Below are 17,228 nucleotides of genomic sequence, written 5' to 3'. Positions count from 1 at the left end.
CCCTCAGACCCGCACACGATCGCGGAGCTCTGCGAACCGCACGTCGCCGATGCCGCTGACGTCGAGCAGGTCCTCGACCGCGGTGAACCGGCCGTGCTCGTCCCGCCAGGCGATGATCCGCCCGGCCAGCCCTGGTCCGATCCCGGGCAGGGTCTCGAGCGCGGTCTGGTCGGCGGTGTTCAGGTCGACGACGGCGGACTCCTCGCCCCCGGTGCCACCGCCACTCCCGGCCCCGGCCCCGGCGGCGGCAGTCGGCCCGGCGGCAGCACCGTCTGCCATCGGTCCGAGCGCCTCGGGCACATCCTGCTGCCCGACACGCGGCACGTACAACCGCTCGCCGTCCGTCAGCACCCGGGCCAGGTTCAGGCGGTCGAGATCGGCGTCGTCGGTGGCCCCACCGGCACGTTCGAGCGCGTCACCGACCCGGCTCGATGCCGGCAACTCGACCACACCGCTCCGCCGCACCGCCCCGAGCACGTGCACCACGACGCGCCCCGCACCCGTGGCCGCGCCGACGCCCGGAGCAGACGAAGCCCCGAAACCGGCGCCAGCACCAGCACCAGCAGAGGCTGACGGCGACGGCCGGACCGAAGCCTGCCCCGCACCGGCCGTCGGCGCCCCACGCACGACGACCCCAGCCGTTCCCCCGGCACCCTCGCCACCACCCGACACCAGCGCCCCGACGAGGACCACCACGACGGCGACCACCACCACGACCGCCGCCAGCACCACGGCTGCCCGCGGTGACAACGCGAGACGGGACCACCAGGGTCCGGGAGACGACGGGGACGACATGCCCCGAACGCTACGGAGCCCGGCCGATCGGCCGGGCTCCGGAGGTCACACCCGTGGAGGGGTGCCACGAACGCCCCTGCTGTGAGGGACGACGCCAGCGACGGTCGCTACCCCTTGATGGCGATGTTCACGAGCTTCGGCGCCCGGACGATCACCTTCACGATCTCGCGGTCACCGATGTACCGCTGCACGTTCGCCGACGACCGTGCGAGCTGTTCGAGCTCGTCCGCCTCGATCGACTTCGACACCTCGAACGAGTCACGCACCTTGCCGTTGACCTGCACGACGGCCGTCAGGGTCTCCTGCACGAGCAGCGTCGGGTCGGCCTTCCGCCAGCCGTACGTGGCGACGGTGGCCTCGTAGCCCAGCTTCTCCCACATCTCCTCGCCGGTGTACGGCGCGAAGACGCTCAGGCCGAGCGTGATGGTCTCGACGGCCTCGCGCACGGCGGGGTCACCGGCGCCGGGACCGCTGTCGATCGCCTTGCGGGTGACGTTGACCAGGTCCATCAGTCGCGCGATCACGACGTTGAACTTGAACGACTCCATCATCCCGGGGGCGTCGGCGAGGAACCGGTGCGTGACCTGGCGGAGTGCCCGGTCGCCGTCGGCCCAGACGACGTCGCGTGCGGACGTGACGTCGAGCGCCAGGCGGTACGCCCGCGCCAGGAACCGAGCCGAGGCGGACGGCGAGACGTCCTCCCAGTTGATGTCGTCCTCGGGCGGGCCGGCGAAGCCCATGACCAGGCGGATGGCGTCGACGCCGTTCGCGTCGAGCTCGTCACCGAGCGAGACGCCGCCCTTCGACTTCGACATCTTCGAGCCACCGGACAGCACCATGCCCTGGTTGAGCAGTGCCGAGAACGGCTCGGTGAAGTCGAGGTACCCGAGGTCGAACAGCACCTTCGTGACGAAACGGGCGTAGAGCAGGTGCAGGATCGCGTGCTCGATGCCGCCGATGTACTGGTCGACGGGAGCCCAGCGGCGTGCGGCTGCCGGGTCGAACGCCTGGGTGTCGTCGTTCGCCGACAGGAACCGCAGGAAGTACCACGACGAGTCGACGAAGGTGTCCATCGTGTCGGTGTCGCGGAGCGCCGGGGTACCGTCGACGGGGTTCGGGACGTTCACCCAGTCGGTCGCGCCACCGAGCGGGGACGTGCCCTTGGGCTTGAGGTCGAGGCCCTCGGTGTCCGGCAGCACGATCGGCAGCTGATCCTCGGGCACCGGGTGCTCGGTGCCGTCGGCACCGTGGATGATCGGGATCGGGGTGCCCCAGAAGCGCTGGCGCGAGATGAGCCAGTCGCGAAGGCGGTAGGTCTTGGCGGCACGGCCGGTCCCGCGTTCCTCGAGCAGCGCGATGGCAGCGGTGATGGCGTGCTGCTTCGACATGCCGTCGAGCGGCCCGGAGTTGATCATCCGGCCCTGACCGGTCAGCGCTTCGCCGGTGGCGACCGGGTCGAGGGTCGGCACGTCGAAGTCGTCGAGCGTCGCGCCCTCGGGGATGACCGGGATCGCCCCGGTGACGGCGGCGTTCGTGTCGACGACCACCTTGACGGGCAGGTCGAACGCCCGCGCGAAGTCGAGGTCGCGCTGGTCGTGCGCGGGCACGGCCATCACGGCGCCGTGGCCGTAGTCGGCGAGCACGTAGTCGGCGGCCCAGATCGGCAGGCGTTCCCCCGTGAGCGGGTGGATCGCGGACCGGCCGAGCGGCACGCCGGTCTTCGGGCGGTCGGCGTTCTGCCGGTCGATCTCGGACGTCTTCTGCGTTGCCGTCAGGTAGGCGTCGAAGTCGCCACGGACGGAGGACGGCACCGACGGGTCGGCGACCAGCGAGGCAGCCAGGTCGGAGTCCGGCGCGACGACCAGGAACGTCGCCCCGTGGATCGTGTCCGGACGGGTGGTGAAGACCGTGACGGGCTCGTCGCGGCCCTCGATCACGAAGTCGACGTCGGCACCGACCGAGCGGCCGATCCAGTTGCGCTGCTGCGCGATGACCTTCGCCGGCCACCGCCCCTCGAGCTGGTTCAGGTCGTCGAGCAGCCGGTCGGCGTACTCGGTGATCTTGAAGTACCACTGCGTGAGCTTCTTCTTCACGACGACGGCGCCGGAGCGGTCCGAGGTGCCGTCGGGCAGGACCTGCTCGTTCGCGAGCACGGTCTGGTCCACCGGGTCCCAGTTGACCCAGCTGTCCTTGCGGTACGCCAGGCCCTTCTCGTACATCTTCAGGAACAGCCACTGGTTCCACTTGTAGTACTCGGGGTCCGAGGTGTGGATCTCGGTGGTCCAGTCGAACGACGGCGCGTAGCGCTTGAAGGACGCCTTCTGCTGCTCGATGTTCGCGTAGGTCCAGTCCTTCGGATCCACCCCGCGCTTGATCGCCGCGTTCTCGGCGGGCAGCCCGAACGAGTCCCAGCCGATCGGGTGCAGCACGTTGAAGCCCTGCTGGCGCCAGTAGCGCGCGACGAAGTCCCCCAGGGCCCAGTTCTCGGCGTGCCCCATGTGCAGGTCGCCGGACGGGTACGGGAACATCTCGAGGATGTACTTGCGCGGACGGGTGTCGTCGAGGTCGGTGGTGAAGAGCCCGAGCTCTTCCCAGCGGGGCTGCCACTTCTCCTGGATACGACGGAAGTCGTAGGCGTTCGGGTCCTCGGCGTGCTGCTCGGTGGTCACGGTCGTCAACGATACAAGCCGGGAGGCCCGTCCCGCGTCCGCCTGTCGGCTCACCCGGCGAGCAGGCGTCCGTCCCGCATCCGCAGGGTGCGGTCGACCAGGTCCGGCGCCACCGGGACGTGCGAGACGATGACGACCGTCCGGCCCGCTGCGCGGGCCGTGGTGACGAGGTCACGCAGCACGGTGTCACCGAGGTCCGGGTCGACGTCGGCGGTCGGTTCGTCGAGCACCAGCACCGGGAACGCGTGCAGCAGTGCACGGGCGAGCGCGAGCCGGTGCGCCTGGCCGCCGGACACCAGCACGCCGCGTTCCCCGACCGAGGCGTCCAGCCCGCCCCGCCGGACCACCCACTCCCCCAGGCCGACCCGGTCTAGCACGGCGAGCAGTTCGTCGTCGGTCGCGGTCTCACGGGCGAAGAGCAGGTTCTGCCGCACCGACTGGTCGAACACGAACGGGTCCTGTTCGATTAGGCCGACCCGGGCCCGCACTGCGTCGGGGTGCATCGCCTTCGCCTCGACGCCGTCGAGCGTGTAGGAGCCCTCGTGCTCCACGAACCGGACGAGCGCGTCGACCAGGGTCGACTTGCCGGCGCCGCTCGGCCCCTCGAGCACGACGACCTCGCCGGGGGTGAGCGTGAACGAGACCCCGTCGACCGCGGGCTCGGCAGCCCCCGGCCAGCGGACCGTGAGGTCGTGGACGGCGAGTGTGACCGGCCCCTCGACCACGAGCGACGCCGGGTCGGCGTCCTCGTCGGGCTCGGGGACGATGCCGACGGGCACCTCGGCGGGCACGACCTGCTCGACCCGATCGGCCGCAGCACGCACCCGGCGGAGCGTCAGGACGGCGAGCGGGACGGTCCCGACGACCTCGAAGAGCGCGAGCGGCACGAAGACCGCCAGTGCCCAGAGCGGACCGTCGAGCGCACCGGACACCACGGCGGGGGCACCGACGGCGAGGATCCCGATCACCGCACCGCCACCGACCAGGCCGACGAGTGCACCGACGAGCGACTCGACCGTGCCACGGCGGCGGACGGCCCGGGTGACGCCGGCGTCGAGCCGGGCGATGTGCGCGAGCCGCTCGTCGAGGGTGCCGTACGCGGCGAAGACGTCGAGCGTCCGGACGGTGTCGAGCACGAGGTCCGCGACGCGACCGCGGTCGGCGGCGGTCTCGCGGTCCGAGCGCTCGGCGATCGACCGGGCGACGATCGTGCCGACCAGGGCCGCGACCGCCAGCGCGAGGACGAGCACGAGCGCCGCCGGCACCGACACGAGCGCCACGGCGACGACCGAAAGCACGGCGACGACCCCGGCGGAGACGAGCGGGCCGACGACGCGGATCGGCAGGTCCTGCAGCCGGTCGGTGTCGGTCACCAGACGCGTCATGAGGTCGCCGCGTCCGGTCCGGCCGAGTCCGGCTGGCGCGATCGACGCCAGCCGTCGGTACATCTCCGTCCGCACCACGGCCAGTTGCCGGAAGGACGCGTCGTGCCCGGCGAGCCGGTCGACGTAGCGCAGCACCGCACGCCCCAGCGCGAAGGCGCGCACGCCGACCATCACGAGCGTCAGGTACAGGATCGGCGGGTGCTCGGCGGCACGGGTGATCAGGTAGCCGCTCGCGGCGAGGAGCGCGACGGCGCAGAGCGCGCTGAGCGCTCCGGCGGCGACCGCCTTCGCCCAACCCGACCCGTGCGGCATCGCGAGCCGCAGGACGGAGCCGCCACGGGCCTCCCGGCTCATGCGCGCACCCCCCTGCGGACCGTCACGGACCCGCCGGCGCGGACGTCCACGCGGACGTCCGCCGCGGCGACGACCGCGGGTCGGTGGCTGGCGATCACGACGACGGCCCCGTCGGCCGCCAGGCCTCGGGCTGCCGCGATGACGCGTTCCTCGGCCTCGGCGTCCAGCGCCGAGGTCGGCTCGTCGAGCAGCACGAGGGGCGTGGCGGCGCGGCGTGCGCGGTACAGCGCGCGGGCGACGGCGACGCGCTGTGCCTGGCCGCCGGACAGTCCGCTGCCACCGGCGCCGACCGGGAGGCCCGGGTCGAGTCCCAGCCCCGCGTCGCCCAGGGCGGTGCGCACGTCGGCGTCGTCGGGGGTCGCGCTGAGCGCGACGTTCTCGGCGATCGTCCCGCGGACGAGACGCGGGCGCTGGTCGGCCCACGTGGTGCGCTCGGCGACGGACGCGCCGGCCGGGCCGGGCACGGTGACGGCACCGTCGTGCGGCAGGACACCGCGGAGTGCGGCGATGATGCTCGACTTGCCGGAACCGCTCGGGCCGGCCAGCACGACGACGGTGCCGGGCTCGGCGTGCAGGTCGAACGGTCCGATCACGACGTCGGGTCGGCGGACGGTGAGCCCCCGGACGTCGACCCCCCGGACGTCCACGGCGGTGGCGGGTGCTGCGGTGTCCGTGTCGGTCCCGCTGCTGCCGGTCGCGGACGACGATGCGGTCTCGTCGTCGGCCAGCACGTCGAGCACCGCGGCCGAGGCCTCGACGCCGTCCTGGGCGGCGTGGAAGTCGGCGCCGACCTGGCGGATGGGGGCGAAGGCCTCCGGGGCCAGGACGAGCACGAACATCGCGGCCCCGAGGCCGAGCGAGCCGTCGACCAGGCGGATGCCGATCGAGACGGCGACCAGCGCGACGGACAGGCTCGCGGCGAGCTCGAGCGCGAAGCCGCTCACGAACGACAGCCGGAGCACGCCGATCGTGCCGCGGCGGTACTCGTCGGTGACCGCCCCGATGCGACCGACCTGGCGGCGCGCACGGCCGAAGACCTTGAGCGTGGCGAGCCCCTCGACGGCTTCGGTGAAGGCGCCACCGAGCTTCGCGAGGGCGTCCGACTGCTTCCGCTGCAGCGACTGCGTCGCCAGGCCGATCAGGATCATGAAGACCGGGATCACCGGCAGGGCGAAGAGGATGATCAGCCCGCTCGTCAGGTCGCCCAGGCCGATCGCGACCAGGAGCATCGGGGTCGCGATCGCGGTGAGCGCGAGCTGCGGCAGGTACCGGCCGAAGTAGGCGTCGAGTGCGTCGAGCCCGGGACCGAGCGTGGTGGCGAAGCCGGCGCTCGACCGGCCGGCGAGCCACGACGGACCGCGCTCGGCGGCGCGGGCGAGCACCGTCGTGCGCATCTCGCTCTTCACCTTCGCCGCAGCGCGTGCCGCCAGGTCGTCGGTCGCCCACGCGGCCAGCGCACGCAGGACGAACGCCCCGCCGAGCAGCGCGAGCGCCTGCCCGAACGCCGCCGGGACCGTGCCGTCGCCGACGGCGTCGACCCCGAGGGTGACGGCCGCGGCGATCCCCCACGCGATCGCGATGGTCGCGAGCGTGCGGAGGACACCGGTGCCGGCGGCGGCGACGATGAAGCCGCGCGCCGTCCGGGACAACCGCAGGAGTCGGGGGTCGAGGGGCTTCATCGTCGTCCGCCTAGTGCGCGGCCGCGGTGACCTGGGCGCGGGAGACGCGCTTGCGGAACACCCAGTAGGTCCAGGCCTGGTACGCGAAGACCAGGGGCACGAAGATCAGCGCGACCCAGCTCATCACGGTCAGCGTGTACGACCCGGACGAGGCGTTGTACACGTTCAGGCTGTTCGCGACGTCGTTCGAGGCCGGCATGACGTCGGGGAAGATCGCCGTGAACATCGCGAGCACGATCGCGGCGATGGTGACCGCCATCAGCGTGAAGGCGCGCCCCTCCTTGCCCCAGGCGTTGCAGAGCACGGCGAGCACCAGGGCCAGGGCGGCGACCACGGAGAGCACCAGCGAGGCCGGGGTGGCCCGGACGAAGGCCATCGACACCAGGAACGCGGCGCCGACGACGATCGTGACGATGCCGGCCCGGGTCGCCAGGCGCTTGGCGCGGACGCGGATGTCGCCCTCGGTCTTCAGCGCGACGAAGACGACCCCGTGGGTGAAGAACACCAGCAGCGTCGCGGCACCGGTCAGCAGCGCGAACGGGTTGAGCAGGTCGAAGATCGTGCCGGTGTAGTTGTGCCCGGCGTCCATCGGGATGCCACGGACCACGTTGCCGAACGCGACGCCCCACAGGAACGACGGCACGGCACTGCCGACGATGATCATCAGGTCGAAGCGGCGCTTCCACTCGAGGTGCTTGTTCTGGTGCCGGTACTCGAACGACACCCCTCGCAGGATGAGGGCAGCGAGGATGAGCAGCAGCGCCAGGTAGAAGCCGGAGAACATCGTGGCGTACCACTCCGGGAACGCCGCGAACAGGCACGCCCCGGCGACGATGACCCAGGTCTCGTTGAGGTCCCAGACCGGGCCGATGGTGTTGATCAGGACCCGACGGTCGGTGTCGTCCTTGCCGAGGAACGGCAGGGACATGCCGACACCGAAGTCGAATCCGTCGAGGACGAAGTAGCCGACGAAGAAGACGCCGACGATCGCGAACCAGAGAACGGGGAGATCCATCAGGCAGCGTCCATTTCTCGTGCAGTGTCCATTGCTAGTAGACCGTCACTTCGTGCTTGACCTCGCCGGTCTCCTCGTCGACCTCGTCCGGGTCGGCGGGCCCCTCTTGCGCGACCTTCTTGATGAGCTTGAACTCGACGACGGCCAGCGAGCCGTAGATCAGGGTGAAGACCAGCAGCGAGATGAGGACCTCGAGTCCGGTCACGTTCGGCGACACACCGTCCTTCGTCTGGAGCAGCCCGAACACGAGCCACGGCTGGCGGCCCATCTCGGTGAAGACCCAACCGACGATCATCGCGGCCATCGGCAGCGGCACCGTCCAGGTGGCGATGCGCCACACCCAGCGCTGCGTCGGGAACCGGCCCTTGCGGGTCAGCCACAGGCCGACCAGCGAGACCATGACCGCGCCGACGCCGAGGGCGATCATCCAGCGGAACGACCAGTAGGTGACCCAGATGATCGGCTTGTAGTCGCCGGGGCCGTACACCTGCGTGTACTGCGCCTGCAGGTCGTTGATGCCCTCGACCGTGCCGTTGAACGTGTGCGTCGACAGGAACGACAACAGGTACGGCACCCGGATCGAGAACAGCTCGTGCACGCCGTCCGGGGTGCCGAGCGTGAAGATCGAGAACGAGGCGTCCTTGCCGGTCGCGGTGTTGTACAGCGCCTCGGCCGCCGCCATCTTCATCGGCTGCGTGTCGACCATCGTCAGTCCGAGCTGGTCGCCGGTCAGGACGGTCAGCGCGCCGGCCGCGAGCATGGTCCACATGCCGAACTTGAGCGCCGGCATCATCGTCTCGAGGTTCTGGTTGCGCGCCAGGTGGTAGGCCGCGACCGAGATGATGACCGCCGCGGCGACCATGAAGCAGGCGAAGAGCGTGTGCGGGAACGCGGCCAGGGCGACCTTGTTGCCGAGCACCGCCCAGATGTCGGTGAGTTCCGCACGGCCCTTGGCCTCGTTCATCGCGAAGCCGACCGGGTGCTGCATGAAGGCGTTCGCGGCGATGATGAAGTACGCCGACATGATCGTGCCGGCGCTGACGCACCAGATGCTCGCCAGGTGCAGCCCCTTGGGCAGGCGGTCCCAGCCGAAGATCCAGATGCCGATGAACGCCGCCTCGAAGAAGAACGCCAGGATCCCCTCGAGCGCGAGCGGTGCGCCGAAGACGTCACCGACGAAGCGCGAGTAGTTCGACCAGTTCATGCCGAACTGGAACTCCTGCACGATGCCCGTCACGACACCCATCGCGAAGTTGATCAGGAAGATCCGCCCGAAGAACCGCGTCAGCTGCAGGTAGTGCGCGCGGCCGGTCCGGTACCAGGCGGTCTGGAACACGGCCACCACGGCTGCCATGCCGATCGTCAGCGGGACGAAGAGGAAGTGGTAGATGGTCGTCAGACCGAACTGCCACCGCGACAGGAGGAGCGGATCGAGGAGGTCGTTCATGCGGCGATTCCGAGACGGGTGGCCGCGCGCTGTTCGTGCACGTCAGTTGCTTCCTGTGGAACGGATACATCAGGTGTCACAGCCCTTGGGACACCCCAACGCTATCGCGCCGCACCCCTGTTCGACAACTTGTAGAACCTCCCTGTGCACAAACGTGCACAGCCTCTGCACGGCACAACCGTGCGGCACGGATGTTCGCGCTGCCCCGTCCGCGAACGACGACAGGCGCCGGGTAGATACCCGACGCCTGTCGCTTTTCTGTCGTGGAGCTGTGGCTACAGCAGACCCTCGGCCTTGAGCCAGTCCTCGGCGATGGTGGACGCCTTCTCCTTGTCGGCCGTGCTCTTGGTGTTGAGCTCGATCAGGGCCTCGGTCGTGAGCTTCTCGTTGACCGAGTCGATCGCGTCCGCAGCCTTCTCGTTGACCTTCTTCGAGACGACCGGCACGACGTTCTGCGGCAGGATCAGGTTCTCCGGGTCCTTCAGCGTGACGAAGCCGTTCGCCTTGATGCTCGGGTCGGCCGTGTAGATGTCGGCCAGCTGGACGGTGTCGTCCTTGAGCGCCTTGACGGTCAGGGCGCCGCCGCCGTCCTCGATCGCCTTGAAGTCGACGTCGACGCCGTAGACCGACTTGAGCCCCTTCGGGCCGTACGGCCGCGTCTGGTTCTCGGAGTTGGCGCCCACGGTGAGCTTCTCGTCGACGTTCTTCAGGTCGGCCAGGCTCGTGACGTCGTTGTCCTCGGAGAACTTCTTCGTGACGGTGTAGCTGTCCTGGTCGGTGGCGTCGGCCTCGTCGAGGACCCGGAGACCCTTCGGCAGGGCCTTGTCGAGCCCGTCGTCGATCTGGTCGGCGGTCTTCGCGTCCGAGCCCTTGTCGAAGTACTGCAGCAGGTTGCCGCTGTACTCGGGCATGACGTCGATGGCGCCCTTCTCGAGCTGCGGGATGTAGACCTCACGCTGCCCGATGTTGAAGTTGCGCTTCACGTCGAAGCCGTCCTTCTCGAGGACCTGGGCGTAGAGCTCGGCGATGATCTCGTTCGAGTAGTACTGCTGCGAGCCGACGACGATCGTCTTCGAGTCGGACGAGTCGCTGGAGCCGCTGTCGAGCGGGTCGCTCGACGCGCAGCCGGCGAGGGCGGCGACGACGCCCACCGCCATCGCGGCGGCGACACCGGCGCGGATCTTGGGTGCTGTGATCACGAGGGATTTCCTTCCGGGAGTGGATTGCGGGCTCGCTCACGCGACCCCTGACGCTGTCGGGCCGACGGGTCCGCGGTGCCCTTCGGCACCGCCGCCCGCTGCAGCACGGCGAACACGATCTCGAACGCGATCGCGAGGGCGATCACGAGGATGGAGGCGCCGAGCATCTCGGCGTAGTCCTGGGTCTTCAGGCCGAGGAAGAAGTACCCGCCGAGACCACCGGCCCCGACGTACGCGGCGAGCGTGGCCGTCGCGACGACCTGCAGCACCGCGGCACGGATGCCACCGATCAGGAGCGGGAGCCCGAGCGGGATCTCGACCTTCCACAGGATCTGCCAGCCGGTCATGCCCTGGGCCTTCGCGGCGTCGACGACCCCCGGGTCGACGGACTCGATGCCGGAGTACGCACCGGCGAGCACCGACGGGATCGCCAGGATGACGAGGGCGAGCAAGGGAGCCTGCAGCCCGATGCCGAGCAGCAGCCCGAACAGCGAGAGCACGCCGAGCGTCGGGAGTGCCCGCACCCCGCCGGACACCGCGATCGAGAAGCCACGAGCACGGCGTGTGTGGCCGATCGCGTACCCGACCGGCACGGCGATGACGGCGGCGATGAGCACCGCGAGCAGGGTGATCCAGACGTGTTCCCAGAGGCGCTGGGGGATGCCGTTGTAGCCGCCGTAGTTCGCTGGGTCGAACACCCACGCGAAGGCCTGTCCGATGATCACGAGGAGACCTCCGCTGCTTGCAGGACCCGGCGGGCCTGTCGGCGTGACACCGAGTTCGTCCGGGTCCACGGCATGACCAGGCGCCCGAGCAGCACGAGGAGGCCGTCGAGGGCGAAGGCGAGCACGAGCACCATCACGATGCCGGAGAGGATCTCCTCGTAGATCCCGCGCCCCAGGCCGTCGGTGAACAGGAGGCCGAGACTCGGGATGCCGAGGACCGCGCCGACCGTGGTCAGCGAGATCGTGGAGACCGAGACCACCCGGAGCCCGGCCAGCAGGACCGGACCGGCGAGCGGGAGCTCCACACGGAAGAACCGCTGCGCCGGTGAGTAGCCCATCGCGGTCGATGCGGACTTGGTCTCGGAGTCGACCGAGGTCAGCCCGTCGACCGTGGACCGGACCATCAGTGCGAGGCCGTACAGCGTCAGGCCGATGACGACGTTGATCGGGCTCTGCAGGCCGGTGCCGATGATGCTCGGCAGCGCGACGAACAGGGCGAGCGACGGGATGGCGTAGAGCAGACCGGCGAGGGTCACGATGCTGCTGCCCACTCCCGACGCGAAGCGCGACCCACCGGGGCGCTGCAGCCGGACCACCAGCCACCCGATCGGGATCGACAGCAGGAACGCGACGATGATCGGCGGGATCGCGATCGCGAGGTGGGAGAGGGTGTTGTCCCAGATCGTGTCGAGGTTCGCCAGCACCCACTTCACCGGGTGCCCCCACCCTGCGCCGGAGCACCCGGTGCGTCGTGCGACGCTCCGGCCTCTGCTGCTCGGGAGTCGGACTGCGGCACGGCCTCGGCGGCGTCGACGACCCCGACGGGGCCCGTCAGCACGCCGGCCGCGCGGCCTTCACCGTCGACGACGATCGGACCGGTCGGGGTCTGCTCGACTCGGAGCGCGCGGCGCCCGCGTCCGGCGCCGATGAACGTGGCGACGAAGTCGTCGGCGGGTGCGGCGAGGATCTCGGCCGGCGTCCCCTGCTGGGCGATCTCGCCGCCCTTCTTGAGGATGACGACCTGGTCGCCGAGCTTGAACGCCTCGTCGATGTCGTGCGTCACGAACACGACGGTCTTGCCGAGTTCGCGCTGCAGGCGGATGAGCTCGTCCTGCAGGTCGTTGCGCACCAGGGGGTCGACAGCACCGAACGGCTCGTCCATGAGCAGGATGTTCGGGTCGACGGCCAGCCCGCGGGCCACACCGACGCGCTGCTGCTGGCCACCGGAGAGCTGTGACGGGTAGCGGTCGGCGAATGCACGGTCGAGTCCGACGGTGTCCATGAGCTCGAGGGCGCGCTTGCGTGCGTCGGCCTTGGAGACGCCGGTCAGCAGCGGGACGGTCGCGATGTTGTCGACGACCTTGCGGTGTGGCAGCAGTCCGGAGTTCTGCATGACGTACCCGATGTGGCGACGGAGCTCGACGGGGTTGATCCCGGCGACGTCCGAGCCGTCGATCTCGACGGTGCCGGAGGTGGGGTCGACCATGCGGTTGATCATGCGCAGCAGCGTGGTCTTGCCACAGCCGCTGGATCCGACGAAGACGGTGGTGGTCCGGGACGGGATGACCAGATCGAAGTGCTCGACCGCAGTCGTGCCGTCCGGGTAGGTCTTGCGTACCGAGCGGAACTCGATCATGGGGTGCCCTTCTGTTCGGAGGTAGCCCGACTCCGGATGAGAGTACCCGGGGGTGCCGACATCGGTTCGCTGTGACGATCCGTGACGGCCCCGCGGCGGTGCACCGGTCGGTGGGGATGCCGACGGGCACGACGGGAACGGCGGGGACGACGACGCCCGCGCCTCGGTGTTCGGAGGCGCGGGCGGATCGGATCGGTCACCGGCGTGTCGCGCCGGCTGAGTGGGTGGTCAGGACGGCGCGATCACCGATTCCAGGTGCGCACGGTTCATCCGGCGGTACTCCTCGATCAGCTCCGTGTCGGGGTGCTCGCGGTCGCGGTGCGCCCGCGCCAGCACCGCGTGACCGGACTCGGCGAGGACGACCCAGGCGCGGGTGATGTGCTCGTCGTCCGGCAGGCCGAAGCGGTCGCGCATGATCTGGCCCACGGTCGCTCCGAGTGCGCCCATGCGGTCCTCGGCGTCACCGGTACCGGTGTCCGCCGGGTCACCGAAGCGGATGGCCCGGAAGCCGGGTTCGGTGCGGTACATCTCGGCGGTCATGTCGATGAGCGCGTCGTTCGCGTCCTGCCAGGTCTCGGCACCGCTGGCGTCGAGGGCCTCGACGAAGCGGGAGGCGAGCCGCTGGGTGCAGCGGATCGCGAGTGCCTCGACCACGGCGATGCGGTCCGGGAAGTACCGGTAGACGGTGCCGATCGACGCCCCCGCGCGCTCGGCGACCATGGCGGTCGTGAGCCGTTCGAACCCGATCTCGTCGATCACCGCGGCTGCGGCGTCGAGGAGGCCGGCGAGGCGCGCCGAACTGCGGGCTTGGACCGGCTCGTTCCTGAGCAGTGATGATCCCCCCGGCAGAGCGTTCGTTACCTCGGTGACGAGCACGTGTTCTCCTCTTGCGCTCCAGCGCGGTTGGTTGGTGTGACGGGGACAACTTTCGCAGAACGCGCCTGGAACATGGCTGCGACTCACCAGTTCCGCCCAGCGCGCGGTTTCGTCAGCCGTACGTGGGATGATGGCGCCATGCCCGACCCGACGTCCCACGAGCCGTCGTTGGCCGAGCCGCTCCTGCACCGCGCGGCCCGCATCGAGGACGCCGTCCAGGAGTTCCGCGAGCACCGTGCACGCCGTCGCGGACTGGTGCCGACGGTGGTCCCGTACACCGGCTACGGCGCGCCCGGTTGGGTGCGCATCCTGTGCCGTGTGCTGCTGACCCGCCGCGGTCTCGCCTCCGACGTCTCCTACGCGGGCGTCCGAGGCTGGAAGAGCTTCACGAGCGTGGCCGTCGACCACGCCGAGGTCACCGTCACCGCCGGCGGTGTCTCCCACGTGGTGAAGACCGACCGTGGCGGCGTCGTCGACACCATCGTCCCGATCGACCTCGAGCCCGGCTGGCGCACGGTGCGGCTGTCGGCAGGCGGCGGGCGCGACGTCGAGGCCGACGTGTTCGTCGTGCACCCGGACACCCGCTTCGGGCTGCTGTCCGACATCGACGACACCGTCATGGTGACCTCGCTCCCCCGCCCCATGCTCGCCGCCTGGAACTCGTTCGTGCTGACCGAGCACGCCCGCCGCCCGGTGCCGGGCATGTCCGTGCTGTACGAGCGGATCCTCGCGCAGCACCCCGGTTCCCCGACGGTCTACCTGTCGACCGGGGCCTGGAACGTCGCCCCGACGCTGCAGCGCTTCCTGTCGCGCAACATGTACCCGTCCGGCACGCTCCTGCTCACCGACTGGGGCCCCACCCACGACCGGTTCTTCCGAAGCGGCCAGCTGCACAAGCAGGAGAACCTGCGGCGGCTCGCCAAGGACTTCCCGGACATCCGCTGGCTCCTGGTCGGCGACGACGGACAGCACGACGAGAGCCTCTACGGGGACTTCTCGCGGGAACACCCGGACAACGTCGCGGGCGTCGCCATCCGGCAGCTGTCCACGAGCGAAGCGGTCCTGGCCGGTGGTCGCTCGCGGGCGCAGGAACGCTCCCGTGACTCGTCGGCGCCCTGGGTGTACGCACCGGACGGCGCCGGCCTGTGGAGCGAGCTCGCTCGGGTCGGCATCATCGAGTCCGACGGTTCCGACCCGGCCTGAGCGACCCTTCATCACGTTCTCGGCCCGGAGCCCCCGTCGCCGACCGCGGCGCTCGGGCATCGGGTGTTCGATCGGTCCATGAGCACCGAGCCGGCCGCACCGCCCGAAGCCGCACCACACCCAGCCGCACCGCACGCAGCCGCGCCGGAACCAGCGCCGAACACACCGCCGAACCGCATCGAGGACCACGCCCTGATCGGCGACACCGGCACCGCTGCCCTGATCGGCCGCGACGGGACCATCGACTGGGCGTGCCTGCCGCGCTTCGACAGCTCGTCCACCTTCGCCTCGCTGCTCGGCACCGAGGACCACGGGCACTGGACACTCCGACCCGTCGACGACGACGCCACCGCCGAGTGGCGGTACCACGGCGACACCCTGGTGCTCTCGACCGTGTGGACCACCCGTGACGGCGTGGTCGAGGTCACCGAGTTCATGCCCGTCGGCGCGCACCGCCCCTCGATCGTCCGCCGAGTACGCGGGCTCCGCGGCACCGTCGAGCTCCGGCAGACGCTCCGGATCCGCTTCGACTACTCGCGCGCCCTGCCCTGGATCCGGCAGATCGGGGACGACGACGAACCGGCGCTGCTCGCGACGGCGGGCCCCGGCTCGGTGATCGTCCGGGGACCCCGGTTCCGCGCCGACGACCACCGGCACACCGCCGTCACGACGATCCACGACGGCGACGTGCTCGACACGGTGCTCACCTGGTACCCGTCGCACCGCGAGCCGCCGGAGCCGCTCGACGTCGACGCGGCCCTCGCCCACACCGTCTCGTGGTGGACGGCGTGGACCGCCCCGGCGCAGACCACCGGTCGGTACGCCCACGCCGCACGACGGTCGCTGGTGTTCCTCCGCGCGATGACCCACGGCGAGACCGGTGGCGTCGTCGCCGCCGCGACCACGGGCCTGCCGGAGGACCCCGGCGGCGAACGCAACTGGGACTACCGCTACGTGTGGCTGCGCGACGCCTCCCTCGCGCTCGCGTCGCTCATCGCCCACGGCTACCGCGACGAGGCCACGCACTGGCGCGGCTGGCTGCTGCGCGCGATCGCGGGCGACCCCGCCGACGTTCAGATCATGTACGGCATCGCCGGCGAACGCGAGCTGCCCGAACGGGAGCTGCCCGAACTGCCCGGGTACCTCGGGTCGACGCCCGTGCGCGTCGGCAACGGCGCCTCGACCCAGTACCAGGGCGACGTCTTCGGCGAGGTGCTCGCGGCACTGCACGACGCGCGCGAGCTCGGGGTCGAGGAGAACGCCGACTCCTGGGCGCTGCAACGGGCACTGCTCGGCTACGTCGAGGAGCACTGGCAGGAGCCGGACAACGGCATCTGGGAGATGCGCGGCCCGCGGCGCAGCTTCACCCACTCGCGGGTGATGATCTGGGCTGCGTTCGACCGCGGGGTCGCCGCGGTCGAGGAGTTCGGCCTCGAGGGCCCCGTCGACCGCTGGCGGACCCTGCGCGACACCGTCCGCGCCGAGATCGAGGAGCACGGCTGGAACGCCGATCGCGGTTCGTTCCGCCAGCACTACGACACCGACGAGGTCGACGCGAGTCTGCTCGTCCTGCCGCAGGTCGGGTTCTGCCGCGCCGACGACCCCCGGATGACGGGCACCGTCCGCGCCATCGAGGAGGACCTGCGCGTCGGGGACGAGGGCCTCGTGCTCCGCTACCGCACGACGGCCGGCTTCGACGGACTGTCCGGTGCCGAGCACCCGTTCCTGGCGTGCTCGTTCTGGCTGGTGGAGCAGTACGCCGCCTCGGGACGGGTCGAGGACGCCGAGCATCTGATGGACGTGCTCGTCGGGTACGCCAACGACGTCGGCATGCTCTCCGAGGAGATCGACGTCGCCACCGGGCACCACATCGGCAACACCCCGCAGGTGCTGTCGCACCTGACGCTCGTGTCGGCAGCGGACGCCATCGAGCGCGCACGTGGCGCGACCGTCGGGCACCGCACGCGGTTGCCCGTCCACGACGGCGGCACGCGGTCGTGGACCGGCGAGGGTGAGCGCGCCGGCTCCCCCGCCTGACGTCCGGCTCAGCCCCCGGGAGACGCCGTCGTCTTCGCGCGACACCTCGAAGCCGCCGAGACGCCGCAGGATCCGGCGGCGTCTCGACGACACGACGGCGTCTTGCGGTGCCCTGATGGTGACCCCACGACGGACGGGAGGCCCGGTGCCAGCTGGCACCGGGCCTCCCGTCCGTCAGGGCGTCCGTTCAGGACGTCGGCAGCGCATC

13 protein-coding genes are annotated in these 17,228 nt (G+C 70.7%); 2 read left to right on the top strand and 11 right to left on the bottom strand.

The annotated features are described in order from the left end of the window. Positions 1-3 precede the first annotated feature (3 nt). From BR70_RS22780 to BR70_RS0105660, 11 genes are all read right to left on the bottom strand, one after another. Complete coding sequence (locus tag BR70_RS22780; protein ID WP_081827268.1) at positions 4-795, bottom strand: ComEA family DNA-binding protein; 792 nt, start codon at positions 793-795, stop codon at positions 4-6. 107 nt (positions 796-902) lie between these two features. Next, the gene (gene leuS, locus BR70_RS0105705) at positions 903-3,464 is read right to left on the bottom strand and encodes a leucine--tRNA ligase (protein WP_027465278.1); all 2,562 of its coding nucleotides are present in this window, start codon (positions 3,462-3,464) and stop codon (positions 903-905) included. Between the two features lie 50 nt (positions 3,465-3,514). After that, positions 3,515-5,203 (bottom strand): thiol reductant ABC exporter subunit CydC, encoded by a 1,689-nt coding sequence (gene cydC, locus BR70_RS0105700; protein WP_027465277.1) that lies wholly within the window; start codon positions 5,201-5,203, stop codon positions 3,515-3,517. After that, the gene (cydD, locus tag BR70_RS19765) at positions 5,200-6,882 is read right to left on the bottom strand and encodes a thiol reductant ABC exporter subunit CydD (protein ID WP_035808221.1); all 1,683 of its coding nucleotides are present in this window, start codon (positions 6,880-6,882) and stop codon (positions 5,200-5,202) included. Before cydD ends, cydC begins: the two co-directional genes overlap by 4 nt. Positions 6,883-6,892: 10 nt before the next feature. Then, entirely contained in the window at positions 6,893-7,897 is a 1,005-nt protein-coding gene (gene cydB / locus BR70_RS0105690) for a cytochrome d ubiquinol oxidase subunit II (RefSeq protein WP_027465276.1), read from the bottom strand. 34 nt (positions 7,898-7,931) lie between these two features. Next, positions 7,932-9,344, bottom strand: a complete 1,413-nt coding sequence (locus BR70_RS0105685; protein WP_027465275.1) for a cytochrome ubiquinol oxidase subunit I — start codon at positions 9,342-9,344, stop codon at positions 7,932-7,934. 275 nt (positions 9,345-9,619) lie between these two features. Continuing rightward, positions 9,620-10,543: an ABC transporter substrate-binding protein gene (locus tag BR70_RS0105680; protein WP_027465274.1), complete on the bottom strand. Its 924-nt coding sequence runs from the start codon at positions 10,541-10,543 to the stop codon at positions 9,620-9,622. Then, the gene (locus tag BR70_RS0105675) at positions 10,540-11,268 is read right to left on the bottom strand and encodes an ABC transporter permease (RefSeq protein WP_027465273.1); all 729 of its coding nucleotides are present in this window, start codon (positions 11,266-11,268) and stop codon (positions 10,540-10,542) included. Before BR70_RS0105675 ends, BR70_RS0105680 begins: the two co-directional genes overlap by 4 nt. Beyond that, a complete protein-coding gene (locus BR70_RS0105670) occupies positions 11,265-11,981 on the bottom strand; it encodes an ABC transporter permease (RefSeq protein WP_027465272.1) in 717 nt (238 codons plus the stop codon). The genes BR70_RS0105675 and BR70_RS0105670 overlap by 4 nt, the downstream gene beginning before the upstream one ends. Then, complete coding sequence (locus tag BR70_RS0105665; RefSeq protein ID WP_027465271.1) at positions 11,978-12,904, bottom strand: ABC transporter ATP-binding protein; 927 nt, start codon at positions 12,902-12,904, stop codon at positions 11,978-11,980. Before BR70_RS0105665 ends, BR70_RS0105670 begins: the two co-directional genes overlap by 4 nt. 228 nt (positions 12,905-13,132) lie before the next feature. Beyond that, positions 13,133-13,780 carry a TetR/AcrR family transcriptional regulator gene (locus BR70_RS0105660; protein WP_051596682.1) on the bottom strand — a complete coding sequence of 216 codons (648 nt, stop codon included), beginning with the start codon at positions 13,778-13,780 and terminating at the stop codon, positions 13,133-13,135. Between the two features lie 138 nt (positions 13,781-13,918). Between BR70_RS0105660 and BR70_RS0105655 the strand changes: the two genes are divergently transcribed. After that, complete coding sequence (locus BR70_RS0105655; RefSeq protein WP_035808219.1) at positions 13,919-14,983, top strand: App1 family protein; 1,065 nt, start codon at positions 13,919-13,921, stop codon at positions 14,981-14,983. A gap of 78 nt (positions 14,984-15,061) precedes the next feature. Continuing rightward, positions 15,062-17,020 carry a glycoside hydrolase family 15 protein gene (locus tag BR70_RS19760; protein ID WP_231495655.1) on the top strand — a complete coding sequence of 653 codons (1,959 nt, stop codon included), beginning with the start codon at positions 15,062-15,064 and terminating at the stop codon, positions 17,018-17,020. Positions 17,021-17,228: the final 208 nt, after the last annotated feature.

The sequence above is a fragment of the Curtobacterium sp. UNCCL17 genome (assembly GCF_000686685.1).
In the GTDB taxonomy this organism is placed as follows: Bacteria; Actinomycetota; Actinomycetes; order Actinomycetales; family Microbacteriaceae; genus Curtobacterium; species Curtobacterium flaccumfaciens.
This window is presented reverse-complemented; position numbering and strand designations above follow the sequence as displayed.

What these genes read in the sequence shown, in the direction of transcription:
- BR70_RS22780 (WP_081827268.1), bottom strand. Translation starts at nt 795, where the DNA reads ATGTCGTCCCCGTCGTCTCCCGGACCCTGGTGGTCCCGTCTCGCGTTG.
- cydC (WP_027465277.1), bottom strand. Translation starts at nt 5,203, where the DNA reads ATGAGCCGGGAGGCCCGTGGCGGCTCCGTCCTGCGGCTCGCGATGCCG.
- cydD (WP_035808221.1), bottom strand. Translation starts at nt 6,882, where the DNA reads ATGAAGCCCCTCGACCCCCGACTCCTGCGGTTGTCCCGGACGGCGCGC.
- cydB (WP_027465276.1), bottom strand. Translation starts at nt 7,897, where the DNA reads ATGGATCTCCCCGTTCTCTGGTTCGCGATCGTCGGCGTCTTCTTCGTC.
- BR70_RS0105685 (WP_027465275.1), bottom strand. Translation starts at nt 9,344, where the DNA reads ATGAACGACCTCCTCGATCCGCTCCTCCTGTCGCGGTGGCAGTTCGGT.
- BR70_RS0105665 (WP_027465271.1), bottom strand. Translation starts at nt 12,904, where the DNA reads ATGATCGAGTTCCGCTCGGTACGCAAGACCTACCCGGACGGCACGACT.
- BR70_RS0105655 (WP_035808219.1), top strand. Translation starts at nt 13,919, where the DNA reads ATGCCCGACCCGACGTCCCACGAGCCGTCGTTGGCCGAGCCGCTCCTG.
- BR70_RS19760 (WP_231495655.1), top strand. Translation starts at nt 15,062, where the DNA reads ATGAGCACCGAGCCGGCCGCACCGCCCGAAGCCGCACCACACCCAGCC.